We start from the raw sequence: 26,058 nt of genomic DNA on the forward strand, positions 1-26,058 counted from the left end.
TTTTGTATTCCAGTTCTTCTAGAGAGTACCGAAATAAATTTGTCACATTATCTTTCAAATGCTAAATATATAGGTTTGCTTATTGTTTTAACGGAGTGAAATGGTGGTCGAAACTTTATCCCTAAGCAGCAGTATAAAGTCCAACATAGTTAAATTATTTTTATTACTCTCAGCTTCTAGCAACTTTGTTTATGCAGAGACAACTATATTTCAAGGTGACATACTTCATTTTACAGCCGACCCGGCGAAGACCAATAAAGCTTATGAATATATTGAGGATGGCGGATTAATTGTCAAAGATGGAATAATTGCAGGGATAATTTCTGAACAACAAATTTCGGAAAAACAAAAAGAAGCAGAGATTGTAGATTATCGCGGCAAGTTAATACTTCCCGGTTTTATTGATTCTCATATTCACTATCCACAGACGGGGATGATTGCGGCTCATGGCGAGCAATTATTAGAGTGGCTTAAAGAATACACCTTTCCAACTGAAAGTAAATTTTCCGACAAAGAACACGCGAAGGAAGTTGCAGAGTTCTTTATTAGTCAGTTGCTAAAGAATGGCACAACATCAGCACTTGTATTTGGTACCGTTCACCCAGAGTCTATAGATGCTCTCTTTGAAATTGCTCAACGGGAAAACATGCGACTAATTGCAGGCAAGGTACTGATGGATCGCAATGCTCCAGAATACCTGCAAGATACGCCCGAAAGTGCATATTCCGATAGCAAGAAGCTAATCGAACGTTGGCATAATAAGGATCGATTGAGCTATGCCATTACTCCAAGATTTGCCCCGACAAGTACTCCTGAACAGCTTAAGCAGGCAGCTAAGTTACTAGATGAATATCCCGATGTGTATATGCATACCCATGTTTCCGAAAATAAGGATGAAATTAATTGGGTAAAATCATTGTTCCCAGAAGCAAACAGTTATCTTGATGTTTATAACATATATGGATTAAATCGGGACCACTCAGTGTTTGCTCATGGTATTTATCTGGATGACCAAGAGATGGAAAGTATGGCTTCAGTAGGTAGCGCTATAGCTTTTTGCCCAACGTCTAATCTGTTTCTAGGGAGCGGATTATTCCCGCTTAATAGAGCTGAAGAAATCAATGTTAGTGTGGACCTGGGAACCGATGTAGGAGCTGGCACCAGTTTCTCGATGTTAGAGACTATGGATGAGGCCTATAAGGTGATTCAGCTACAAAAATCCATCGGCAATAACACCGGAGTGAAAACCCTCTCTCCATTAAAAGCACTTTACCTTGCTACGTTGGGATCTGCCAAGGCATTAGATATTGATGACAAAGTCGGGAGTTTTGAGAAGGGTAAGGAAGCTGATTTTATCGTAATTGATTTAAAATCCACCGATTTAATGAAATTTAGAATGAAGTCGGCTAGAACCCTCGAAGAGAAATTATTTGCACTTCAGGTACTCGGTGATGACAGGGCTATACATAGCACATATATAATGGGAAATAGAAAATAGTTCATCTAGAACTTGATATCGCGTTACCTATTTTTCGGTATTCTTCTTGTATTCGATTTAGGTTATCAACCCCAAGGTAGTACTCTTCACCATCGCCAAACATACTCTCCCAAACAAAAGGGTATATGGCAATTACCTTGGGGTTTCCTATCGCAAAGTCATAAGCTTGCCTAGCCTGGCTAATTAATTGTGGCTCTGTAATGCTACCGAAGGCTCTATTCGATGTTTTAAAAGCTCTCGGGATAAGATAATAATTTACATCTAAATGTGATGTTCTTGTCATTAGTTTTTCGACTATCTTATTTTGAAAACTTACTCCCACGTAATAATTTACAGCAAATAGATTATATTTTTTTGGTACCATTTCCTCAAAACGTGATTTTCTGACCGTTTCATTCATAAATGTAATTGCTCTTTTTGCTTTTGGAAAACTATCTTTAACTAGTTGAGCGATCTCTTCAAGATAGAGCTTAAGCGTTATGTTACTTAATTTTGAGCGATAAAATGGTTCATCTAGCGGGTCAAAGGCCATTATAATATCGCTAAATGGCTCTAACTGCCTCTTTGCTCTTTCCCAGCGTTCAAGATAATCCTCTCTTTTCCTATAGGTAGGATAACCATCAAAAAATATAGGTGCTAGTTGTATCCAAAGCTTTAATCCATGACTTCTGGCTTCTTTCATTATATCTATGTCATAGTAATATACGTCTACAAAAGTGGTGAATGACGCAACTTGAGCAATTTCATCTATTGTCCAACCGGAATGAAAGAATCCAAAATCCGTTAGGTGCTCTGGCACGATATTACCCGGATTTATAGTTGTCGATGACACAATGTTTCCATGCAAAAAAATGCGTTCTGTTTGCTTCAAGTTAGCGCCCAAAGTAGGGGGGCTACCCTCAGCATGTGTATTTTTAGAAAGAGCATATAAAACAACAAAAGTGAAAATCAATACGCCAAATGCCAAGTGCTTCATCGTTGAAAACATCTTTAATATGAATCCATAAAGTTTCATTAGTTAGTGTAGCAACAAGGTACTCTATATAGCTTTTTATTTTATATGTGAACTTAACTATCAAGTGAGACAGTTATTTTATTTATCGTCCTTTGTATGCAGGTATTAGCTCATATAGCTTATACCTGCTAAATAAATTATTGTGACACCATTAGATACTGTTTTGTTTCAATATCAAAAACAGCAACGCCTCGATTTGGCATAGAGACATACAGAACATTTTTAGCTTGATCTACTGCTGGAGTAAGCAGCATATCCTCCCACTCTTGTTGTATGACACTTAAAAGCAGGGTTCTATTTCCAGTTTCTCTATCTATAGCCAAAAGCTCGATGTTAATTGGTTCATCATCGCTTTCTGTGTGATTGTAATCTTCTACATATATTAGATTACCTTCACTGCTATACGCCAATTCCCCTAATTCATAAACACTTTCTCCAGCACCAATTTCATTACTTGATATGATTTTTGTTATTTCATTTTCCAGATTAAACCCAACAACTTTCCCATGAATATCTGAAATATATATTTCTGTGGATTCTAAATTTATTGATATATGGTTTGGATACCATAACCCCATATCGGGGAAAGAACTAATTTCAGTTCGATCTCCAGACTGCAAATCTATCGATATCAGTGAGCTACTAGAAATAGCGAGTATTCTATCTCGAGTAGTATCTATAGATAGTCCTGTAAGGCCAGTAAAATTCTCTCCAACACCGATACCAGGACCAGAAATAACCGATCTTTCTCCTGTTGCTGGATCTACTTTAATTATACTTTGAGAATTTATTTCTTGGACGTAGATATTTCCGTTTCGACTATCTACTGCCAAATCTTGAAAGTGTCCCTCGACTAGCCCTTCTCCATTATTAGGCCCAGATATAATCTCCCGATCACCAGTTTGTGGATCTATCGCTATTACTTGGTGAATATCATCATATTCAAATTTAGAGTATCTGGATTCTGCATAGCTATGATTGAGTAGAATAAGTCTTTGATTGTACTCATCATATATAAGGCCCGAGTTTGTTGAGAGTAGGGGACCTTTTCCTCTTATTTTTTTTGATATTAGTATTCGGCTTCCATTTTGCTTATTAACCAAAAGAATATGCCCTGTTGAGCATGCGCTAATTAGAATTGAATCACCCGTATCAATGATACCATTCTTCGCTTCATCAAAATTGAGGTTTTCATCGCCGATGTCTAATTCTGACGACACTAGCTTTCGATCACCACTAATTAGGTCGATCTCAATCAATCTGCTATGGGTATCAGTGGCATAGGCTAAGTTGACTTCTAGATCAATCGTTAAGCCTGTCAAGTTTTGTAGAGACTCTCCCGAGCCTACACTCACTCCTGATAATTCGGTTGCCTGCCAGGTAGCAGGATTTAACTCCAGTAATCCATCTTCACTTACAACAAAAAATCGTCCGTCGACAATTTCGAACCCCTGATTGAAATAGCCTACTGAACTTCCGTCTTCATAATTAAAAGAGGATATTTTTTCACGCTCACCGGTAATGGGATCTACTTTTACTAAATAACTTGGAAAATAATTTAGCACATAGATATCACCAGAACTGATATCAATAGTAATTTGTGGTCTTTTCCCAAATGACATTGAATCATCTCCTGACTCGGAAATGATATTTAAGGTATTAAATTCACGATCGACAGAAATTAATTGGTCATTTTGGATGATTAAGAAATTACCCGTTCTATCATCAAATTCAGCTCCGACCACATCGGAGAGCTCTGAGGAAATATAATCTTCCTGCATACTTTCCAGATTTAATACCCTAGTAGGGTTAAAGGCATACGCTAGATTTCTATCGCTATCAAATGCCAACGGACCGCAAAATCTGTAGCTATTAAACCCGTCATAGCTATTAACACTCACTGAGGCAGCATCTGGGGAGGTATTCCCATTAACATCTGTTACCTCAATATTAATACTAGTTGTAGAGCCTTCCTCAAGCGTTATTTCAGCTTGCCAGGTTGCAAAATTATCATCCGATGTTGCGTCAATTCCATTTACTGATACCCTGGCAACACCAACATTATCATTTGCACTACCACGCACAACCAGCTGCTCTTTATCACTCCATAGCCCGTCGCTAGCGGGAAAGATAATACTTGCGCTTGGGTATTCACTATCGGTTTCCTCTTTCGGTATCGAAGAGTCGTTGCCCCCTGAAGAAGAACCCCCTCCGCATCCAACCATTAAGTACATCAGGAAGGTTATTAATAAGTAGTTTCTAATAGAGGTTTTCAACATTAATGCTCTTTGATGTAGAGGAGTAATGGCACATATATAGACGGGAAAGCTAACCTCCCTTCACTTAATAAGAGCCACTCGAAAAAATAGATATAAAAAAAGCAGCCGAAGCTGCTTTTTTGTCGCCTGGAAACAGGCCTTACGAGAAAGTAAGAACTGTTTATTTACCGGCCGCCTTGCGAATTGCCTGCAGGGTACGCAGACGCGCTTCGGCTTCGGCCAGCTGGGCTGAGATGCGCGCGTAGTCGACTTCAGACGGCGCCTTGTGCAGGGCGTGTTCCGCTTCTTCGCGGGCCTTCTGCGCGGCGTCTTCATCAATCTCACGTTCGGCTACATCGGCGAGGATAGTCACCATATTAGGTTGTACCTCGGCGTAGCCACCGCTGACGAACAGTACTTCCTCTTCACCACCGGGCTTGATGATGCGCACCGGACCGGCTTTCAGAGCGGTGAGCAACTGGGCGTGACCGTAGGAGAGACCCAGCTCACCCTCGATACCGCTCACAATCACCATCTCTACCAGCCCGGAGAAGAGAGACTGCTCGGCGCTGACAATGTCACAATGTACTGTCATGGCCATAGTATATGCCTCTCTCGATTAGCCCTTGGCTTTGTTGGCTTTTTCCACAGCTTCGTCGATGGTTCCCACCATGTAGAAGGCCTGTTCCGGCATGTGGTCATATTCACCGTTCAGGATGCCCTGGAAGCCACGGATGGTTTCTTTCAGGGAAACGTATTTACCTGGTGCACCGGTGAAGATTTCCGCAACGTGGAACGGCTGGGACAGGAAGCGTTCGATCTTACGGGCGCGGGCTACGGTCTGCTTGTCTTCTTCAGACAGCTCGTCCATACCCAGGATCGCGATGATGTCCTTCAGCTCTTTGTAGCGCTGCAGTACAGACTGTACGCCGCGAGCCACTTCGTAGTGCTCCTGACCGATTACCTGTGGGTCCAGCTGACGAGAGGTAGAGTCCAGCGGGTCAACAGCCGGGTAGATACCTTTAGCGGCGATATCACGGCTCAGTACTACAGTGGAGTCCAAGTGCGCGAAGGTGGTCGCCGGAGACGGGTCAGTCAAGTCATCCGCCGGTACGTATACCGCCTGGATAGAGGTGATAGAGCCAGTCTTGGTGGAGGTAATACGCTCCTGCAGAACGCCCATCTCTTCCGCCAGGGTCGGCTGGTAACCTACCGCAGAAGGCATACGGCCCAGCAGTGCGGATACTTCGGTACCGGCCAGGGTGTAGCGGTAGATGTTGTCGACGAACAACAGTACGTCTTTACCTTCATCACGGAATTTCTCCGCCATGGTCAGGCCGGTCAGGGCTACGCGCAGACGGTTGCCGGGCGGCTCATTCATCTGGCCGTAAACCATCGCCACTTTGGAGTTGGCTTTATTTTCCAGGTCAACAACGCCGGATTCAGCCATCTCGTAGTAGAAGTCGTTACCTTCACGGGTACGCTCACCAACACCTGCGAACACGGACAGACCGGAGTGCTCGGTAGCGATGTTGTTGATCAGTTCCATCATGTTTACGGTTTTACCTACACCGGCACCACCGAACAGACCAACCTTACCACCCTTGGCGAACGGGCAAACCAGGTCGATTACCTTGATGCCGGTTTCCAGCAGTTCGGTAGAGCTGGACTGCTCTTCGTAGGTCGGCGCAGCGCGGTGGATAGAGGAGCGCTCTTTCTCACCGATAGGGCCACACTCGTCAATCGGGTTGCCGAGCACGTCCATGATGCGACCGAGGGTTTCCAGGCCAACCGGTACAGAAACCGGAGCGCCGGTATTGCGCACGGACAGACCGCGGCTGACACCTTCGGATGAACCCATGGCAATAGCGCGTACCACGCCGTCACCCAACTGCTGCTGCACTTCCATGGTGAGGTTCTTGTCCTCAACCACCAGTGCGTCGTATACATTCGGAACAGAATCGCGTGGGAATTCCACGTCGATGACCGCTCCGATCACTTGCACAATTTGCCCGTTACTCATTTCCGGATCCTCAGCTTTAAATTCTTTCTAGGCTGACCATTACTGACAGCGGATTAAACCGCCGCCGCACCGCCGACAATTTCGGACAGTTCCTGGGTAATGGCCGCCTGGCGCGCCTTGTTGTAGACAAGCTGCAACTGATCGATCAGCTCACCGGCGTTATCGGTGGCGCTCTTCATCGCGATCATACGCGCTGCCTGTTCACAGGCTTTGTTTTCAACTACTGCCTGGTATACCTGGGACTCGATGTAGCGAGCCAGCAATCCATCCAGCAATTCAACCGGATCCGGCTCGTAGAGGTAGTCCCACTCGTGCATGAGTTTTTCATCTTCGTCCTTCGGCAGCGGCAGCAATTGCTCAACCTGCGGCTTCTGGGACATGGTGTTGATAAACTCATTGGATACCAGGAACAGGCGATCGATATCGCCTTCTGCGTAACGGTCCAGCATTACCTTAACTGAGCCAATCAGCTGGTTGGCCTGGGGCGCATCGCCCAGATCGCGCACCGCTGCGACAACCTTGCTGCCGATGGCATTAAAGAAACTGGCCGCCTTGTTACCTACCGCGCAGACTTCGACGTCGACACCCTGCTCGGACCACGCCTGCATCTCGCGAATAGCGGCTTTGAACATATTGACGTTCAAGCCACCACAGAGTCCGCGGTCAGTGGATACCAGGATAAAACCGACCCGCTTGGCCTCGCGCTCTTGCAGGTAAATATGCTGGTACTCGGCCGAAGCGTTGGCGACGTGGCCGATCACTGCGCGTATGCGCTGGGCGTAGGGACGCCCCAGTGCCATGCGATCCTGAGCCCTACGCATCTTACTGGCTGCAACCATTTCCATTGCGGCAGTAATTTTCTGCGTGCTCTTGATGCTGGCAATTTTTGTGCGTACTTCTTTTCCGCCTGCCATAGTGATTTACCTTGTTCGCTGGAAGTTAGATTCCGAAAGAGCGGACACGCCGCTCTTTCGCGCTCTCCAGGGAGTTCTTACCAGCTGCTAGTAGCGACGAACTTCTCGATAGCGGCTTTGAAAGCTGCGTCGATTTCGTCGTTGTAGTTACCAGTGCTGTTCACTTTCTCCATCAGCTCTGCGTGTTCGCTGTTCATATAAGCGAGCAGGGCGGCTTCGAAATCGAGAACCTTGGCAACTTCTACTTCTTTCAGGTAACCCTTGTCGGCGGCGTAAACGGAAACAGCCATGTCCGCGATAGACAGCGGAGAGTACTGTTTCTGCTTCATCAGCTCGGTTACGCGCTCACCGTGATCCAGCTGGGCTTTGGTAGCTTCGTCCAGGTCAGAGGCAAACTGGGAGAATGCCGCCAGTTCGCGGTACTGAGCCAGAGCGGTACGGATACCACCGGACAGCTTCTTGATCACCTTGGTCTGCGCTGCACCACCTACACGGGATACAGAGATACCCGGGTTGATCGCTGGGCGGATACCGGAGTTGAACAGATCGGTCTCGAGGAAGATCTGGCCGTCGGTAATGGAAATCACGTTGGTCGGTACGAACGCAGATACGTCACCGGCCTGGGTTTCGATGATCGGCAGGGCGGTCAGAGAGCCGGTCTTGCCTTTCACTTCACCGTTGGTGAACTTCTCTACGTAGTCGGCATTTACACGCGCGGCGCGCTCCAGCAGACGGGAGTGCAAGTAGAAAACGTCACCGGGGTAGGCTTCACGTCCAGGCGGACGCTTCAGCAACAGGGAGATCTGACGGTAGGCCCAAGCCTGCTTGGTCAGGTCATCGTATACGATCAGGGCGTCTTCACCGCGGTCGCGGAAGTACTCACCCATGGTACAGCCGACGTAGGGAGCCAGGAACTGCATCGCTGCCGGATCGGCGGCGCCAGCGGCTACTACGATGGTGTGATCCATAGCGCCGTGCTCTTCGAGCTTGCGCACTACGTTGGCAATAGAGGACTGCTTCTGGCCCACGGCAACGTAGACACACTTAACGCCGGTGCCTTTCTGGTTGATGATGGCGTCGATCGCCACAGCAGTCTTACCAATCTGACGGTCACCGATGATCAGTTCACGCTGGCCACGGCCAATCGGGATCATGGTATCAACCGCTTTCAAACCGGTTTGTACAGGCTGGTCAACGGACTGACGGGCAATAACGCCAGGCGCTACTTTTTCTACCGCGTCGGTCAGCTTGTTGTTCAGCGGGCCCTTGCCGTCGATCGGGTTACCCAGCGCGTCTACAACGCGGCCGAGCAGTTCTGGACCAACCGGGGTTTCCAGGATACGGCCGGTACAACGACACTTCTGGCCTTCAGCCAGCGCCTTGTAGTCGCCCAGGATTACAGCACCAACGGAGTCGCGCTCCAGGTTCAGCGCCATACCGTAAACGCCGCCTTCGAACTCGATCATCTCGCCGTACATCACATCGGCCAGGCCGTGGATGCGGATGATGCCGTCGGATACGGAAACAATGGTGCCCTCATTTTGGGCTTCAGTGCTCACATCGAGATTTTCGATGCGGCTCTTGATGATTTCACTGATCTCAGAGGGATTCAGTTGCTGCATGCTCTGTTCCTCAAGTCCCCGCTGGCTAACACCAACGGGGAGAGTAATTTAGGAGTTCATCGCCTCGGCGAGCTTGGCCAGACGGCCGCGTACGGTACCGTCGATGACTGTATCACCGGCGCGGATGATCGCGCCGCCCAGCAGGCTCTCGTCCACCGAGCTGTGCAGATGTATTTCGCGTTCAAACTTCGCGCTGAGCTTTTGGCCCAGTGCTTGCGCCTGTGCATCGCTCAAGGCGTGCGCGGAAACAACTTCCACCTCGAGGGTGGCTTCCGCTTGCGCTTTCAGCTCTTCGAACAGTTCGGAAATTTCCGGCAGCAGCTGCAGGCGGTTGTTTTCCGCCAGCAACCGGATGAAGTTCCTTCCGTGCTCGCCGAGTTCGTCTGAACAGATCGACAGGAATTTATCTGCGCGCTCTTCACTGGTGAGCTGGGGATTATCCAGCAGCTCACGCACTTTTTCGTTCTGGCTGACCGCTGCCGCAGTGCTCAGCGCAGTGCTCCAACCACCTAAGTGGGAGGCTTCCTGCGCATAAGAGAATGCAGCTTTAGCGTAGGGCCGGGCCAGTGTGCTGAGTTCCGCCATTGGGTTCCTCGCTTACAGCTCGGCTGCCAGTTTATCGATCAGGTCGTCGTGCGCCTTAGCGTCGATATTGACCGCGAGAATCTTCTCCGCACCCAGGACAGACAGGTCTGCCACACGGCTGCGCAGTTGCTCTTTAGCGCGATTCACTTCCTGGTCGATCTCAGCTTTGGCCGCAGTTTTCAGGCGATCGCCTTCAGACTGAGCCGCTTGCTTGGCTTCATCGAGAATCTGGTTGGCGCGCTTGTTGGCACCATCAATGATCTCGTTAGCCTGATCTTTGGCTTCCTTCAACTGCTCGGCAGCTTTGCGCTTGGCCAGTTCCAAATCTTTCTGTGCGTGTTCGGCGTCAGCGAGACCATCTGCGATCTTCTGCTCACGCTCTTTCATCACGCCCAAAAGCGGCGGCCAAACAAACTTCCAGCAAAACCAGACGAAAAACAGGAAAGTAATCGACTGGCCGATTAGAGTCAGGTTGATATTCACTCCGACACCTCTTGCTCTTTAAATAGGGTTAAGGGCAATTGGAACGGCGTAATTAAACCAGACCAGGAGCTACGGCGAAGATCAGGTACATAGCGATACCAACACCGATCATCGGAACCGCGTCAAGCAGACCAGCCATCAGGAACATCTTGCCCTGCAGAGCCGGAGCCTGTTCAGGCTGACGAGCGGAACCTTCCAGCAGCTTGCCACCCAGAGTACCGAAACCGATTGCGGTGCCCAGGGCGCCCAGACCGATCAGCAGTGCACTTGCGATGTAAACCAGACCTAATGCTTCCATTGTGTTCTCCAAATCAAAGTTAAAGAGTTGTTGTAAAGATCGAAAAAAGGGTTAAAAACTTATTGATCGTGCTCGTGCTCATCGTCGCGATGGTGTGCCATCGCCATGTACACGGTGCTCAATACCATAAATACGAACGCCTGCAGCACGATTACCAGTACGTGGAAAATCGCCCAGCCCATGTGCAGGAGGCCCGCACCAATAAAGCCGAGAACACCAACGCCAAACACAATCGCGATCAGGATAAAGATCATTTCACCGGCGTAGAGGTTTCCGAACAGACGCAGGCCCAGGGAGATCGGTTTGGCGATCAAGGATACTGCTTCCAGCAGGAAGTTCACCGGGATCAGCAGGATGTCAAAGAACAACTTGCCGGTATGGAAAGGGTGCAGAGTCAGCTCTTTAAGGAAGCCGATGGCACCTTTTTCGCGAATACTGAAGAAAATCATCAGCGCAAACACCGCCAGGGCCATACCCAGGGTGGCGTTCGGGTCGGTAGTCGGGACCACTTTAAAGAAGAGGTGATCGTTGCCGGAGATCTTGGCGGCAGCCATCGGCAGCCAGTCTACCGGTACCAGGTCCATCAGGTTCATCAGGAACACCCACACAAAGATGGTCAGAGCCATCGGGGCAACCATAGTGTTGCGGTGGGGGAAGGTTTCCTTAACCAGCTTGTCGATAAAGTCGGTAACCAGCTCCACAAAGCTCTGGAAGCCTGTGGGCTTGTCCACACTAGCCTTCTTGGCTGCGCGGGCAAACAGGAAGCAAAAAATCAGACCGAGGCCGATAGACCAGCCCAGGGTATCTACGTGCAGGGCCCAAAAGCCCATATCCGCAGCTTCCTGGGAGGAATGCGCCATAGTCCAAGTAGACTCATTCAGCACAGAGCCATCGGCGCGGGTATACCCGGCCGGCAGCTTGCCGTAAGTCATGTTTTGCAGGTGGTGTTGGATATACCCCGTCGCGGTTTGAGCTTCGCCTGCCATAGTTCCTCAACAATCGTAAAAGTAAGAATTCTTTTTTCTTATCCACCGGCTAGCGGACCATGCGCGCTACCAAAATCCACTGCACGATTACACAGAGGGCGTAGCTGATAAAAAGCGCCGCGGCATTCAGTGGTCTGACGGTGGCAAACACCGCTGCAAAACCTGCCATGGTCAATATAAATTTGCCGGTTTCCGCGCGGTAGAAATTGCCTACCACGCGATGGGCCGCGCGCGCTCCGCTATCGCGATAGGCGCGCCAGCCAAAATATGCTCCGGGTAGCGCACACAAAGCGCCACCGATAAATACGGAGAGCGCCGTCACCGGTTTGCCACTCAAGTGCAGTACCGCACTGGTCAGCGATATCAGCAGAAGCTGTACCGCGGCAATTCGTAATACCGGGAGTTTTGTCATAGACGGGATAAGCCGACTTTTTTGCGCTGTCCGCCCAAAATTTGGGCGTGCGAATTATGCGGCAACAGCATCGCCGATTCAACCGGCAAATGTCGTCAACTTATTTGATTTTCAGGAGGTTTTGCACGGAATTACTCGCCGCAGTGAGTATTTGCCAACAGTTATTGCGCGCGCCACTAGGACGCGCATTTCCCTGTGGCCTCAGTCCTCGGCGTAACCCAGGTGGGCCAGGATTCCATCCAGCTCTTCCAGAGTGGTGTATTTGAGTACCAGGCGGCCATTGCCTTTATCGTTGTGATCGATAGATACGGGCACTCCGACTTTTTCTGCCAGGCGCTCAGTTAGGCGACGGATATTGGGGTCGGGCTTCGGTTTTTCCGGTGCGGGGGCAGCCGGCTGTTGTAAACGGCGCACCAGCGCCTCAGTCTGGCGCACGGTAAGGCTGCGCTCGACCACTTGGCGCGCAGCAGAGCGCTGGGTGGCACCGGATAGACCGAGCAGGGCTTTGGCGTGCCCCAACTCCAGATCGCCACGCTCCAGGAAAGTCCGTACCTCTTCACTGAGACTCAACAGTCGCAAAAGGTTGGTTACTGCGGTACGGGATTTGCCCACCGCATCGGCCACTTCCTGCTGGGTCAGCTTGAACTCATCCTGTAAACGCTTGAGGGCTACAGCTTCCTCTACCGGATTCAGGTCTTCACGCTGGATATTTTCAATCAGCGCCATAGCGATGGCAGCTTCATCGGAAACGCTGCGCACCAGTGCCGGCACTTTCTCCAGTCCCGCCAATTGGGCCGCGCGCCAGCGCCGTTCACCGGCGATGATTTCATAGCTCTGCTCACCGATACCGCGCACGACGATCGGCTGCATAATGCCCTGGGCGCGTATCGAGTCCGCCAGCTCCTGCAAGGATTCCTGTGGAAAATCCCGGCGTGGCTGGTAGCGGCCGCGCTGCAAAAACTCTATCGGCAACTCCTTCAGCTCACCGTCGACCACGGCGGTTTCGGTTTCAGCTTCACCGGTAGCCTCGGCGATCGCGGTGCTGTTTTTATTGCTGATCAGGTGGGATAAACCCCGGCCCAGTCCTTTGCGTTTGGCGGCCATAGTAATTACCCCTTATACGGCTTCCGCCACAGGGCGGCTTTTCTTATTGGAAGATTGATTGGCGGGATGGCGGCGATTGATTTCGCAAGCCAGTGCCAGGTAGGCAATAGCCCCTTTCGAATGGCGGTCGTAATCCAGCGCCGGCTTGCCGAAGCTGGGAGCCTCTGCCAAACGGACATTGCGCGGGATACAGGTTCGATACAGGCGATCGCCGAAAAACTCCTGCAACTGCGCCGACACTTCGCTGGTGAGGCTGTTGCGCGGATCGTACATGGTGCGCAAGATACCCTCGATTTTCAGGTCCGGATTGGCGGCCTGCTGGATCTGGGTGATGGTATCCACCAGTGCTGACAACCCCTCCAGGGCATAGTATTCACACTGCATGGGAATCAATACGCCGTGAGCTGCACAGAGGGCGTTTACCGTCAGCATATTCAGCGACGGCGGACAGTCGATAATCACGTAGTCGTAACGATTACTCACCGCAGCCAGGGCGCGGCGCAGGCGGGATTCGCGGCCCTCCAGATTCAGCAACTCCACCTCTGCCGCAGACAGGTCACCGTTGCCCGGGATCAAATCAAAACCGCTCTCTGTGGATACAATGGCCCGCTCAACGGGTAATTCAGCGGCCAGCACATCGTAACCGGACACCTCCAGGTCACTTTTATCCACACCACTGCCCATGGTGGCATTACCCTGGGGGTCCAGGTCGATCAGCAATACGCGCCGCTTGTTGGCAACCAAAGATGCGGCCAGGTTGACGCAGGTAGTGGTCTTGCCAACCCCGCCTTTCTGGTTGGCCACAGCAAATATCTTGCTCAAGATTCTTGTCCTTTGTTGTTTCCGGGTGCGTTTGCCCCGACGCCGGCTCGGCTTCGGGCGGCGGCTGTTGTGCCCCACGATAGGGGAGCAGGATTAGGCGGGCGACAAACCCGCCAAACTATCATCTTATTCTGTGCGACAGAGCTGAATCATATGTCGCTCACCGTCGCAGCCGGGCACCGACAACCGGTGCACCTGCTCGACCTTAATGCCTTTTGGCAGAGCGCTCAACTCATCCTCAGGCAGCTTGCCCTTCATGGCATAAAAACGACCCTTGGGTGCCAACATGTGCTCACTGCCATTGACCATATCTTCGATGGAGGCAAAGGCGCGGGACACCACACCGGCAAAAGGCTGTTCTGGCACAAAGGCTTCTACCCGCTCATTGACTACCGTGATATTGGGCAGGGGCAGGGTGCTGGCCACTTGGAACAGGAAGCGGGTCTTCTTGCCATTGCTGTCGAGCAGGGTGATGGCGCGCTCCGGATGCACAATTGCCAGGGGAATTCCAGGCAGGCCGCCACCGCTACCCACATCGATTAAAGAGCCTTCGCCACAGAGATTTACCACACTGAGGCTGTCGATAATATGGCGCTCCAGCATCTGCTCTGGGTCGCGTATGGCGGACAGGTTGTAGGCACTATTCCAGCGGGCAAAAAGCGCCAGGTATTCCAGTAGCTGATTCTGCTGCCGGTCACTGAGTACCACCGACATCTGTGCCGCCGCCTCTAACAGGCGCGGACGAAACTGTTCCATTGAGTGAGAAATGGGTCTATCCCCCAGTAGTCCCGCGAAACTCAAACCCCGCAGGGCCTCGCGGGATACCCTGTGGAAAACCGATTTATACCGCTTTTTTGCGCTTCAGCAGCCCGCGCTTTTTCAACTGGATCAACAGCAGGGATATGGATGCGGGCGTCACACCCGGTATCCGCGAGGCCCGCGCCAGGGTATCCGGGCGGGTCTCTCCCAGCTTTTGCTTAACCTCATTGGACAGACCAGAAATATCGCTGTAGTCGAAGTCCGCCGGGATCGGGGTATCTTCGTAGGCCTGCAAGCGCTCAATTTCCTCGCGCTGGCGATCGATATAGCCGGCGTACTTGGCCGAGATTTCCACCTGTTCGGCAACCTGCTCGTCGGTTACCGCTTCCCCTTTGAGGCCCGCCACATCCTGATAGCCCAGTTCCGGACGGCGCAGCAGGTCCATCAGGCTGTATTCCCGCGCCAATGGCTGCGGCAGCTTAGTCTCTACAGAGGCGGCCTGGGGCGTCTTTGGGTGCACCCAGGTATCTTGTAGTCGCTGGGTCTCCCGAGCGATCTCCTCGCGCTTTTCACTGAACGCTGCCCAGCGGGTATCGTCGACCAGGCCCAATTCGCGACCTTTTTCGGTCAGGCGCAGGTCAGCATTGTCCTCACGGAGCAGCAAGCGATATTCCGCGCGGCTGGTAAACATGCGGTAGGGCTCTTTAGTGCCGCTGGTGATCAAATCATCCACAAGCACGCCCAGGTAGGCTTCATCCCGACGCGGGGCCCAGGCTTCGCGCTCCTGGGCCTGTAGGGCGGCATTGGCGCCAGCCAGGAGTCCCTGGGCAGCCGCTTCCTCGTAGCCGGTGGTGCCATTGATCTGGCCGGCAAAGTAGAGCCCCTGGATAAATTTGGTTTGCAGGGACGGCAAAAGGTCGCGCGGGTCGAAGAAATCGTACTCAATTGCATAGCCAGGGCGGGTGATATGCGCCTTTTCAAAGCCTTTGATGGAGTGCACCAGCTCAATCTGTACATCGAAGGGCAGGCTGGTGGAAATACCATTGGGGTACAGCTCGTTGGTGGTCAACCCTTCAGGCTCGATAAACACCTGGTGGCTATCTTTGTCCGCAAAGCGGTGCACCTTGTCTTCGATGGAGGGACAGTAGCGCGGGCCAATCCCTTCAATCACGCCGGAATACATGGGCGAGCGATCGAGCCCCCCCTGGATAATTTCATGGGTGCGGGCATTGGTGTGGGTAATCCAGCAGCAGACTTGGCGCGGGTGCTGATCGCGGCTGCCCAAATAGGACATCACCGGTGTGGGGCTATCTCCCCACTGTTCCTCCAGCTCGCTGAAATCTACCGAGCGGGCATCAATACGGGGAGGGGTGCCAGTTTTGAGGCGATCGACGCGGAAAGGCAGTTCGCGCAGACGATCTGCAAGGGCAATCGAGGGCGGGTCTCCAGCGCGGCCGCCGGCGTGGTTATCCAAGCCGATATGTATACGCCCACCGAGGAAAGTCCCTGCGGTCAGTACCACTGTCTTGGCGCGAAAGCGCACCCCCGCATTGGTGACAACGCCCACAACCCGTTCACCTTCGACAATCAGGTCATCCGCCGCTTGTTGGAAGATCTCCAGGTTTTCCTGTGCTTCCAGGATTGAACGGATAGCGGCGCGATACAGGGCTCTATCGGCCTGGGCACGAGTTGCCCTTACTGCGGGGCCTTTGCGGGCATTGAGGACCCGGAACTGAATTCCGCCCAGGTCTGTTGCCGTTGCCATAGCGCCACCGAGGGCATCGACTTCCTTCACGAGATGACTCTTGCCGATACCGCCGATCGCCGGGTTGCAGGACATTTGTCCAAGGGTCTCGATATTGTGGGTCAGCAGCAGAGTGGAAGCTCCCATACGTGCCGCTGCCAGTGAGGCTTCGGTACCTGCGTGGCCTCCGCCGATCACGATCACATCATAGGTCTTAGGGAATTCCATAGTGGCTGCTACTGGTTACAACTGGGGGCGCACATTTTATAGGCAGTAGGTATGAGTCAGCAATTGGCTACAAGCATATTCCTGCACTCTAGTTGGTAGACCCTTGTAAAGCTGTAAAAACGGAGACTATCCAGTTCCCTGCATATCGAGCTCTTTCTCTAAGGAAATCATTTTTTTGGACTCTCTTAAGTTTATATAAATGAATAAATGTATTTCTTAGAGAGAGGTTTTTGATTTAGTTGTTTTTATTAGTGCCCGGCAAATCATGTATAAGCAAAAAAAAACCTTATAAATCAATAGGATACATTAATGAAAACATGGGCAATAACCCCTTGGCTGAAGGGGGGGCAACCCCGGTAGATGATTGTGGAAAGCCGGGACAACTTTGCGCGCCTCGTGCTGGCGGGAAAGTTATCATCATAGCATTCGTTGCTTACGCAGGTGTTTATCCCCTTTTTTACTCACACCTGGCAATTTCAGGTTTTAGCTTGTGCGTAGAGGGTGATAAGACTTGGGGGTTAATTGTGCGTAAGAGTGAATATTGTATAAGTCTGTGAGTTTTGTTGCTGTATCTATGTGATTTATAGGTGATTGAAGCAAGTGAAAAGATATCCACGGGAAATCCCCGTGGACATGTATAACTCGATCAGCGCCATATCTTATTTTGCAGAGTTTTTTGCCAGATTTTTTCGCGAATCTATTTAATAAGATCGGGAAAAATTGGGGATTTAATTTACCCGCCCTGAAAGTCGGGGTTAAGCCTGTGTAAAAGAAGTGAGAAATATGTTGGGAAGCTGGAAGGAGAGAAGCGAGGGAGGATAAAGTAGCCTCCCCCTTGGGATAACTTGGAAGTTGGGATGGAGCGTTTACTTACCGATACAAAAACTGCCGAAGATCTTGCCGAGTAATTCATCGGCACTGACGGTGCCTGTAATTTCTCCCAGAGCCTGCTGGGCTTGGCGTAAGTCTTCGGCGAGCAGTTCGCCTGCACCGCTAGTGTGAAGTTGCCGCTGGCCCTGATGTATAAAAGCTTGTGCCCGGCCCAGTGCGTCCAGGTGTCGGCGCCTGGCACTGAATGTTCCCTCTCCAGCGCCGCTGAAACCAATACTCTGTTTTAAATGCTCTTTTAACGCATCGAGCCCGGCACCTGTTTTTGCACTGATGGCAATCACTGGCACGCCTTCAGTATGTGCCTGAAGTCCAGCGCTGTAGTCGGTGAGGTCAATCTTATTCAGTACTAATGTTAGTTTATCGAGATCTCTCAGCTGACTGGTAAATTCTGGCCAAACTTGTGTGGGATCCAGGGAGTGGAGCTGCTCTGCATCCATGACTAGAAGTACCCTATCTGCGCCGTGGATTTCCTCCCAGGCGCGTTCGATACCAATTTGCTCGACTCTATCCGGGGCATCCCTTAATCCCGCAGTATCGGCAAACTGGAGGGGCATACCGTCGATATGAATATGTTCGCGCAGGATATCCCGAGTGGTACCGGCGATATCGGTGACAATAGCGGCGTCGTGTCCGGCCAGTGTGTTGAGCAGGCTGGATTTCCCTGCATTGGGGCGTCCTGCGATAGCAACTCGCATTCCCTCGCGCATTATCGCGCCCTGGCGCGCCTGGGTTTCCACACCCACCATTTGTGCCAGTAGGGTTTCTATATCAGCTGCCACTTTGCCATCGGCGAGGAAGTCGATTTCCTCTTCGGGGAAATCAATGGCGGCCTCCACGTAGATACGCAAGTGGGTAAGGTTTTCCACCAGGTCTTCGATTTTCTCGGAAAACGCGCCCTGCAGTGAACGCATGGCATTGCGCGCTGCCTGGGCACTGCCGGCGTCGATTAAATCGGCGATCGCTTCGGCCTGAGTTAAATCCATTTTGTCGTTGAGGAAAGCCCTCTCGGAAAATTCTCCGGGTCGGGCTTGTCGAGCGCCCAACTCGATAGTTGCTTGAAGTAACTGATCGAGAATCACTGGGCCGCCGTGTCCCTGGAGTTCCACCACATCCTCCCCGGTAAAGGAGTTGGGACCGGGGAAAAAGAGTGCCAATCCCTGATCGATTAACTGCTCTTTGTGGGTAAAGTTCCGGTAGTGGGCAGAGCGGGGCTGGAGGGATTTTTCCCCGCAGATTTGTTGGGCAATTTGCAGGGCTCTTGCGCCCGACAGTCGGATAACGCCGATGCCGCCGCGCCCGGGCGCGGTGGCAACAGCGGCAATAGTGTCGCGATTGAGGCTTTCTTGTGTCATCGGCTGAGTTTACTCGACAGAACGGAAAAGGGCCGCATTAGCGGCCCTTGTTTATTGTGTTGCTGCAGATCGGTACTGGTTAGTACTTACCGGCATCCACCTGTTTATTGATATACCAGGTTTGCGCAATGGTAATCAGGTTGTTGGCGATCCAGTACAGAACCAGACCCGCTGGGAACCACAGGAAGAATACAGTCATCATTACCGGCATCAGCTGCATGATGCGGGCTTGGGTTGGATCAGTCGGCGCCGGGTTCAGCTTTTGCATAAACCACATTGACAGGCCCATCAATACCGGCAGGATAAAGTAGGGGTCCTTCGCCGACAGATCGTGAATCCAGAAAATCCAGGGCGCGTGGCGCAGCTCAACGGTTTCGGTGAGCATCCAGTAGAGCGCGATAAATACCGGCATCTGCAACAGGATCGGCAGGCAGCCACCCATCGGATTGATCTTCTCGCGGCGGTAGAGCTTCATGGTCTCTTCCGCCAGCTTTTGCCGGTTATCCTTGTACTGTTCCTGCAGCTTTTTCATCTGCGGCGCAAACTTGCGCATACGCGCCATGGACTTGGTGCCAGCGGCGGACAGAGGCAGAAGCAGCGTCTTGATAAATACGGTGAGCAGGATGATCGCCCAGCCCCAGTTGCTGACAATATGCTCCTGGATAAAGTGCAGGACACCGAACAGCGGTTTTGCGATCCACCAGAGCCAGCCGTAGTCGACGGTCAGGTCGAGGCCGGGGGAGATTTCTTCCAAACGGTAAACATCTTTCGGGCCAGCGTAGAAAGAAGCGCTCAGCTCGCCTTGGGTGGCAGCGGGGATTTGCACTTGAGGTGCGGTAAAGCCCATGCGGAAGAGGCCGTTGGATAGCTCCTTCAATTCAAAGGTATTGCGCTCGTCCTGGGGGGGAATCCAGGCACTGATAAAGTAGTGCTGAACCATAGCTACCCAACCACCTTCGATGGTTTCGCGGGTGGGGCTTTCAGCAATCTCCTCGAAGTCCTGCTTGAAGTAGTTCTTTTCGTTGGTGCGGATGGCGGCGCCGAGGAAAGGCGACATGCCGAAACCGGTGTCGGTTGCGGGTTCACTGGCATCGCGCTTAATCTGACCAAACATGGCCGCGGACCAGGGCTTGTCACTGGTGTTATCCACCAGGTAGGCCACTTGGATCAGGTAGTCTCCACGCTTGAAGGTGAAGCGCTTGGTGATATTGGCGCCTTCCTGTTGCAGAGTCAGGTCTACTATCAGGGTATCGTCGCCCTCAACCATCGCATATTCGGTTTTTGCCACCTTGAAAACCGGGCGGCCAGCGGCGCTGTCGGTCCCGTTTTTACCGATAAGGCCACTTTGGGCAATATAGGTATGGTTGCGGGTCTGGTTTAACAGGATCAAGGGTTGGTCCGGGGTATCCAACTTCTCTTGTTGTTTGCGCAGCGCCACTTTGACAATATCGCCGCCACGAGGATTGATGAGCAGATCAAAAACGTCGGTGGTGACACTGATCAGCTTGCTCTCGATACTGCTGCCTTCATCGGATGCGGGCACCTGGGAGCGAAGTTGGGGAACATCACTGTCGCCGGTGCTCGGGGGTGTTTCGGCGGGTATTTGGCTTACAGTGTCGCCGCCTGTTTGCACGACAGTTTCGCGGTCGAGTTCAGGAGTGTGTTGCTCTTGAAATGCGTTCCACTGGAAGATAAGTGCCAGGAGAACCGCGAGAATTCCGCCGAGCAGCGTATAGCGTTGCCAATCCATCTTATTACCTAGAGCGTGTTCTTGTGTCTGGTAGGGGGAACCGGGTCCAATCCACCAGGGTGCCAGGGGTGGCATTTTATAAGGCGGCGCAGAGTTAAATAACCCCCTTTTATCGCTCCATGAGTTTCAATGGCCTCTTCAGAGTACCGGGAGCAGGTGGGGTAGAAGCGACATTGGTTGCCTACCCAGGGGCTGGCCAGGTAGCGGTATACATGAATCAGCTTGATCAGTATCCACTTCATGGTCGGGGTTGCGGCTGTCGAGCCCGCTTGGCCAGTTTACGCCAGAGTTTATTCAGTAGTTTCGCCAACTCGGCCTTATCCAGATCTGCGACCCCAGGGCGCGCGAGCACCACGGCATCCAGCGGCGGCAAATCATATTGCTGCAGGCGGAAGGTTTCCCGGGTTATACGCTTGATTTGATTGCGGTCGGAGGCGTTGCGTACATGCTTTTTAGCAATAACGAGGCCGAGACGCGGGTGTTCCAAGGAGTTGGGACGGGCGAGGATCAACAGATGAGGGTGTGCGGCGCGCACCTGGTTTTCATTGAATACCAAGCGATACTGCGCCGCATTGAGCAGGCGCAGCGTCTTGGCAAATCCGAAGCTGCTGCGCACCTGCTGCATAAAGAGATATCTCTAAAAGGGAAGAGATCTTATGCAGACAGTACTTTGCGGCCTTTAGCGCGACGGCGGGCCAGAATCTTACGGCCGTTTTTGGTTGCCATGCGAGCGCGGAAACCGTGAGTGCGCTTGCGCTTCAAGTTGCTTGGTTGAAATGTGCGTTTCATAGTCTTGCTACCTGAGACTTTGTGTTCAAAATTTCTCGGGACCTTTCCCGGCCGCGGCCTGGACTCCGGTCCGGCACAAAGCCGGTGCAGACGGAGCTACGCGCTGCGAAGGCCGCGGATTGTATAGAAACCCAGCAGTGAAAGCAACGCGCTAATCAGGGAAATTCTTTTTGTTGGTGTGCGAGTTCACTGTAATTTTTTACGCCAACTAAACAAGTCGTTGAGTCATCAGGGGTATCTCTGAATGCCCACTGATTGACCCCAAGATATCCACAGCTTACTGTGGATATCTTTCAGAGGGTTCCCACCTCAATTGTCTAATTGTTGTGCAAATCCTTGATTGTGTGGATCTTTTTGCGCAGTTTTTTCAACAGATGCAGTCTTTCTTGTGGATAACCTAAAGGTGGAAAGGTATACTGCGCCGATCTTATTTGATGGCCCCGGGTGATTCCTAATCCGGCCTTGCCGTCTCTCCTTGGTCTTACCATTTTGGGGTTTTTTGGGGGGTTTCTTGACTGAATCCGTATGGAAGCAGTGCGCGAGCTGTTTACAGGACGAGCTGCCGTCTCAGCAGTTCAATACCTGGATCAGACCGTTGCGCGTCAATCCCGTTAGTGCGGAGGGCGAGTTGCGCCTGATCGCACCGAACCGCTTTGTGCTGGACTGGGTTGGCAATAAATTCCTGAACCGCATTCGCGAGTTGGTGCAACAGTTTGCACCGGGACGCCCTCTGCAAGTGGCGCTCGAGATTACCGCTCGCCGGCCGGCTCGCTTCCAGCGCGGCCATGTAACAAATAATGCCCCTCCGACACCGGTACCGACACCCGTGCCATCGGCACCAGCTCCGCCACCACCTCCGGTGCAGCCGGCAGTGGCACCGCCACCGGTATCTGTGCCGCCTGTTGCCACTGCGCCACCTCCGGTGACTTCACCGCTGGGATCTGGGTTTGGTGCCAGCAGGCCGGTGCCTCATCCCGCTATGGCTGAGGAGGTGACTGCCGAACAGATGACGACAGGCGAACTGGCCCTGACAGATCTGCGACCACCGGCTATGAATGGTATGGCTCGCTCCATACCGGAGCAGCCGGCCAGGCAGGTCGAGGTGGAGGGGGCTATCAAGCACGGCAGCTCACTCAATCGCAACTTTACTTTCAAATCCTTTGTTGAAGGTAAGTCCAACCAGCTGGGCCTCGCTGCGGCACAACAGATTTCTGACAATCCTGGCGGCGCCTACAATCCCCTCTTTATATATGGGGGCGTGGGTCTGGGGAAAACTCACTTGATGCACGCGGTTGGCAACGCGCTGTTGGAGCGCAACCCCAATGCTAAGGTAGTGTATTTGCACTCCGAGCGCTTTGTTGCAGATATGGTGAAAGCGCTACAGCTGAATGCAATCAGCGACTTTAAGCGCTACTACCGGTCTGTTGACGCACTGTTGATTGATGATATCCAGTTTTTTGCCGGTAAGGAGCGCTCTCAGGAGGAGTTTTTCCATACCTTTAATGCTCTGCTGGAGGGTGGTCAACAGATTATCCTAACCTGTGATCGCTATCCGAAAGAGATCGACGGCTTGGAAGAGCGCTTGAAATCCCGCTTTGGTTGGGGATTAACGGTGGCTGTAGAGCCTCCGGAGCTCGAGACCCGGGTAGCTATTTTGATGAAGAAGGCCGAGCAGGTGGGTGTGGACTTACCTCACGACTCCGCTTTCTTTATTGCGCAGCGTATTCGCTCCAATGTGCGAGAGCTCGAGGGTGCACTGCGCCGCGTAATTGCCAATTCGCAGTTTACCGGCCGCGCTATTGACGATGTCCTTGTGCGCGAAGCACTAAAAGACCTGTTGGCCCTACAAGATCGACTGGTCAGTGTGGATAATATCCAGCGGGTTGTCGCTGAATACTACAAAATTAAGGTGGCGGATTTGCTCTCCAAGCGGCGCAGTCGCTCGGTGGCCCGTCCCCGCCAAGTCGCTATGTCCCTGGCCAAGGAGCTGACCAATCACAGCTTGCCGGAGATCGGCGATGCCTTCGGTGGTCGCGACCACACAACAGTACTGCATGCCTGCCGCAAAATACGTGAGTTGCAGGAGTCCGACGCGGATATTCGCGAGGACGTTAAATTGCTGACACGGTCGCTGACCACTTAATCGAATAACTGACAAAACAAGGCGAAACTACCGATGAAATTCAATGTGAGCCGGGACGCCCTTCTGAAGCCGTTACAACTGGTGGCCGGTGTTGTTGAGAAACGCCAAACACTGCCAGTCCTGGCCAATGTGTTGATGCAGTTACAGGGCCAGGAACTCTCCCTGACCGGTACTGACCTGGAAGTGGAAATTGTCGGGCGTCTCGGTGTAGACGGTGTAGAAATGGAAGGTGAGGTGACCGTTCCCGCACGCAAGCTGCTGGATATCTGTCGCTCTCTGCCCGATGGTGCTGAACTAAAGTTTGAGCGCGATGGTGAGCGCCTGATACTGCGCAGTGGCCGCAGCCGTTTTCAGCTGTCGACTCTGCCCGCAGCGGACTTCCCGAATCAGGAAGAGGCCAGTGCACAGACCCGTTTCGATATCTCCCAGCGCGAGATCCGCCGCCTGATAGAAGCCACTAGTTTTGCTATGGCTCAGCAGGATGTGCGCTATTACCTGAATGGTTTACTGCTTGAATGCCGCCCGCAGCAGCTGCGCGCGGTTGCTACTGATGGCCACCGCTTGGCACTCTGCGATCGCGATGCCCCCGGCCTGGATGTCTCCACGCCTATCCAGGCTATTGTGCCGCGCAAAGGCGTACTCGAGCTGGGTCGTTTGCTTGAGGACAGCGATGCACAGGCACAGGTGGTGCTGGGTAACAACCATATTCGTGTGGTTAGTGGTCAGTTTACTTTCACCTCTAAATTGGTAGACGGCAAATTCCCTGACTATGAGCGCGTGTTGCCGCGAGGCGCGGGCAATGTGGTTTATGCGGATCGCCAGGGATTGCGCCAGGCCTTCTCCCGAGCGGCGATTCTCTCCAACGAGAAATACCGCGGGGTGCGCCTTCAGGTTTCTGAGGGGCTGCTGCAGATTGTTGCCAACAACCCGGAGCAAGAAGAGGCGGAAGAGCAGATGATGGTGGATTACGTGGGTGAGCCAATGGAGATTGGCTTTAACGTTTCCTATCTGCTGGATGTCACTGGTGCTATTCACAGTGACCAGATCCGTATCAGTCTGGCGGATGCCAATAGCAGTGCTCTGCTGCAGCAACCTGAAGAAGGTGATGCACTGTACGTGATTATGCCTATGCGCCTGTAAGGCAGCCCACCCATTGCTCTTTTCTGAATGGATTGAGGCTACCTCCCCGCTCGGTGGGGTAGCCGATAAACAAACCGATGCCTGTGCATCGCGCTCTTCACTCTGGGGGAGGTGTCTGTGGCGCTGACCCGTCTTCTCTTATCTAATTTTCGAAATATCTGCTCTGCGGATCTCAAGCTGGGTCCTGGCGTTAATGTGTTTTGTGGTGCGAATGGCAGTGGCAAGACTTCACTGTTAGAGGCGGTACATATGCTGGCAACCGGTCGTTCCTTTCGCTCTCGCCTGCATAAGTCGGTTATTCAGCGTGATACTGGTGGGCTTACGGTTTTTGCCCAGCTCGATACAGGTTTTAACTTGGGGGTAGAGCGCCTCGCAGATGGCTCGGGCAGAATCAGGGTAAACCAGGCTCCAGCGGAATCCAGCTCACAGCTTGCTAGTTGCCTGCCCCTTCAACTGATAAACAGTGAAAGTTTTTCTGCACTTGATGGTGGCCCCGGCGTTCGGCGTCGGTTACTGGATTGGACAGTGTTCCACGTGGAACATTTATTTGCCCAAGAGTGGAAAAATTATCAAATCGCACTGCGGCAGCGAAATGCTCTCCTGCGTCGTGGTAAAATCGATGAGGCCAGCATCGGCATATGGGAAGAGCAGTTGGCCCTTAGTGGCGAGCGTGTAAACGATCTGCGATTAGCTCAGTTTTCTCAATTACAGACCGCTGTTTCACAACTTCTCGATGAGTTACCACAGAGCTTATTGAGCCGTGTTGATATGAGTTACCGTCGTGGCTGGCGTAAAGAAGTTGACCTGCGTGGTGCTCTATCTGAATCACGGGAATCAGATGTTTCACAGGGGCATACGCGTATTGGTCCCCATAGGGCGGATATTCGTTTTACCGTAGCCGGTGAGTCGGCCCACAATATCCTATCTCGAGGCCAACAGAAGATGTTGGTGTGTGCGGTGCGCACGGCCATGGCAGAGGTAGTCTGTAGGCAGGGGGATATGCCAGTATTCCTGGTAGATGACTTGCCGGCAGAGCTGGATGACAGTAACCAACAGATTTTTGCGCATTGGGTTGGGCGTTGTGCCAGCCAGGTGCTTGTAACCGGAATTGAGGAGGGCACTACAAGCCGCCCCTGGCGGCAACTAGATGCCCCTTGGAATTGCCCGAAAGTGTTCCACGTGGAACATGGGAAGATCAGTGCCGAAGCTTCGGCCGCACAATAAGTTTAATGGAGCGAATAA

24 protein-coding genes are annotated in these 26,058 nt (G+C 52.1%); 4 read left to right on the forward strand and 20 right to left on the reverse strand.

The window, feature by feature from the left end; genetic code table 11:
* Positions 1-100: 100 nt before the first annotated feature.
* Positions 101-1,498, forward strand: a complete 1,398-nt coding sequence (gene guaD, locus ACJJIY_RS05180; RefSeq protein ID WP_445359220.1) for a guanine deaminase — start codon at positions 101-103, stop codon at positions 1,496-1,498.
* Position 1,499: 1 nt separating this feature from the next.
* Here the strand turns inward: guaD and ACJJIY_RS05185 are convergent, their stop codons facing one another.
* From ACJJIY_RS05185 to rpmH, 20 genes are all read right to left on the reverse strand, one after another.
* On the reverse strand, positions 1,500-2,486 hold the full coding sequence (locus ACJJIY_RS05185) for a hypothetical protein (protein WP_445359221.1): 987 nt from the start codon (positions 2,484-2,486) through the stop codon (positions 1,500-1,502).
* Positions 2,487-2,650: 164 nt separating this feature from the next.
* Positions 2,651-4,792 carry a hypothetical protein gene (locus ACJJIY_RS05190; RefSeq protein ID WP_445359222.1) on the reverse strand — a complete coding sequence of 714 codons (2,142 nt, stop codon included), beginning with the start codon at positions 4,790-4,792 and terminating at the stop codon, positions 2,651-2,653.
* A 160-nt stretch (positions 4,793-4,952) separates the two neighbouring features.
* Positions 4,953-5,372 (reverse strand): F0F1 ATP synthase subunit epsilon, encoded by a 420-nt coding sequence (locus tag ACJJIY_RS05195; RefSeq protein WP_108735087.1) that lies wholly within the window; start codon positions 5,370-5,372, stop codon positions 4,953-4,955.
* Positions 5,373-5,390: 18 nt separating this feature from the next.
* Entirely contained in the window at positions 5,391-6,794 is a 1,404-nt protein-coding gene (atpD, locus tag ACJJIY_RS05200; protein ID WP_282930574.1) for a F0F1 ATP synthase subunit beta, read from the reverse strand.
* Positions 6,795-6,847: 53 nt separating this feature from the next.
* Positions 6,848-7,708, reverse strand: a complete 861-nt coding sequence (gene atpG / locus ACJJIY_RS05205) for a F0F1 ATP synthase subunit gamma (protein WP_444895613.1) — start codon at positions 7,706-7,708, stop codon at positions 6,848-6,850.
* A 77-nt stretch (positions 7,709-7,785) separates the two neighbouring features.
* Positions 7,786-9,330, reverse strand: a complete 1,545-nt coding sequence (gene atpA, locus ACJJIY_RS05210) for a F0F1 ATP synthase subunit alpha (protein WP_108735090.1) — start codon at positions 9,328-9,330, stop codon at positions 7,786-7,788.
* Positions 9,331-9,378: 48 nt separating this feature from the next.
* Positions 9,379-9,915, reverse strand: coding sequence for a F0F1 ATP synthase subunit delta (locus ACJJIY_RS05215; protein WP_108735091.1), 537 nt, complete (start codon positions 9,913-9,915; stop codon positions 9,379-9,381).
* Positions 9,916-9,927: 12 nt separating this feature from the next.
* Positions 9,928-10,398, reverse strand: a complete 471-nt coding sequence (locus tag ACJJIY_RS05220; RefSeq protein WP_282930571.1) for a F0F1 ATP synthase subunit B — start codon at positions 10,396-10,398, stop codon at positions 9,928-9,930.
* A 52-nt stretch (positions 10,399-10,450) separates the two neighbouring features.
* A complete protein-coding gene (atpE, locus tag ACJJIY_RS05225) occupies positions 10,451-10,696 on the reverse strand; it encodes a F0F1 ATP synthase subunit C (protein ID WP_020413895.1) in 246 nt (81 codons plus the stop codon).
* Between the two features lie 59 nt (positions 10,697-10,755).
* A complete protein-coding gene (atpB, locus tag ACJJIY_RS05230) occupies positions 10,756-11,682 on the reverse strand; it encodes a F0F1 ATP synthase subunit A (RefSeq protein ID WP_444892422.1) in 927 nt (308 codons plus the stop codon).
* A 49-nt stretch (positions 11,683-11,731) separates the two neighbouring features.
* A complete protein-coding gene (locus tag ACJJIY_RS05235; protein WP_444895611.1) occupies positions 11,732-12,094 on the reverse strand; it encodes an ATP synthase subunit I in 363 nt (120 codons plus the stop codon).
* 201 nt (positions 12,095-12,295) lie between these two features.
* On the reverse strand, positions 12,296-13,198 hold the full coding sequence (locus tag ACJJIY_RS05240; RefSeq protein WP_282930568.1) for a ParB/RepB/Spo0J family partition protein: 903 nt from the start codon (positions 13,196-13,198) through the stop codon (positions 12,296-12,298).
* A 12-nt stretch (positions 13,199-13,210) separates the two neighbouring features.
* Positions 13,211-14,020, reverse strand: a complete 810-nt coding sequence (locus ACJJIY_RS05245) for a ParA family protein (protein ID WP_444895610.1) — start codon at positions 14,018-14,020, stop codon at positions 13,211-13,213.
* Between the two features lie 126 nt (positions 14,021-14,146).
* Positions 14,147-14,776, reverse strand: a complete 630-nt coding sequence (gene rsmG / locus ACJJIY_RS05250; protein WP_444895609.1) for a 16S rRNA (guanine(527)-N(7))-methyltransferase RsmG — start codon at positions 14,774-14,776, stop codon at positions 14,147-14,149.
* Between the two features lie 85 nt (positions 14,777-14,861).
* Positions 14,862-16,751 (reverse strand): tRNA uridine-5-carboxymethylaminomethyl(34) synthesis enzyme MnmG, encoded by a 1,890-nt coding sequence (gene mnmG / locus ACJJIY_RS05255; RefSeq protein WP_444895608.1) that lies wholly within the window; start codon positions 16,749-16,751, stop codon positions 14,862-14,864.
* 866 nt (positions 16,752-17,617) lie between these two features.
* Entirely contained in the window at positions 17,618-18,994 is a 1,377-nt protein-coding gene (mnmE, locus tag ACJJIY_RS05260) for a tRNA uridine-5-carboxymethylaminomethyl(34) synthesis GTPase MnmE (protein ID WP_444895607.1), read from the reverse strand.
* A gap of 79 nt (positions 18,995-19,073) precedes the next feature.
* Complete coding sequence (yidC, locus tag ACJJIY_RS05265) at positions 19,074-20,744, reverse strand: membrane protein insertase YidC (RefSeq protein ID WP_444895606.1); 1,671 nt, start codon at positions 20,742-20,744, stop codon at positions 19,074-19,076.
* An 8-nt stretch (positions 20,745-20,752) separates the two neighbouring features.
* Positions 20,753-20,986 carry a membrane protein insertion efficiency factor YidD gene (yidD, locus tag ACJJIY_RS05270; RefSeq protein ID WP_108735100.1) on the reverse strand — a complete coding sequence of 78 codons (234 nt, stop codon included), beginning with the start codon at positions 20,984-20,986 and terminating at the stop codon, positions 20,753-20,755.
* Positions 20,983-21,369, reverse strand: coding sequence for a ribonuclease P protein component (rnpA, locus tag ACJJIY_RS05275; RefSeq protein ID WP_413663877.1), 387 nt, complete (start codon positions 21,367-21,369; stop codon positions 20,983-20,985). The genes yidD and rnpA overlap by 4 nt, the downstream gene beginning before the upstream one ends.
* Positions 21,370-21,398: 29 nt before the next feature.
* The gene (rpmH, locus tag ACJJIY_RS05280; protein ID WP_020413885.1) at positions 21,399-21,533 is read right to left on the reverse strand and encodes a 50S ribosomal protein L34; all 135 of its coding nucleotides are present in this window, start codon (positions 21,531-21,533) and stop codon (positions 21,399-21,401) included.
* A gap of 511 nt (positions 21,534-22,044) precedes the next feature.
* On the opposite strand from rpmH, the gene dnaA reads away from it, so the two are divergent.
* From dnaA to recF, 3 genes are all read left to right on the forward strand, one after another.
* Positions 22,045-23,676, forward strand: coding sequence for a chromosomal replication initiator protein DnaA (gene dnaA, locus ACJJIY_RS05285; RefSeq protein ID WP_444895605.1), 1,632 nt, complete (start codon positions 22,045-22,047; stop codon positions 23,674-23,676).
* 33 nt (positions 23,677-23,709) lie between these two features.
* The gene (dnaN, locus tag ACJJIY_RS05290) at positions 23,710-24,816 is read left to right on the forward strand and encodes a DNA polymerase III subunit beta (RefSeq protein ID WP_444895604.1); all 1,107 of its coding nucleotides are present in this window, start codon (positions 23,710-23,712) and stop codon (positions 24,814-24,816) included.
* Between the two features lie 117 nt (positions 24,817-24,933).
* Positions 24,934-26,040: a DNA replication/repair protein RecF gene (gene recF, locus ACJJIY_RS05295; protein WP_445359223.1), complete on the forward strand. Its 1,107-nt coding sequence runs from the start codon at positions 24,934-24,936 to the stop codon at positions 26,038-26,040.
* The last annotated feature ends 18 nt before the right edge of the window (positions 26,041-26,058 follow it).

It is taken from the genome of Microbulbifer maximicatervae (SeqCode) (genome assembly GCF_052468155.1).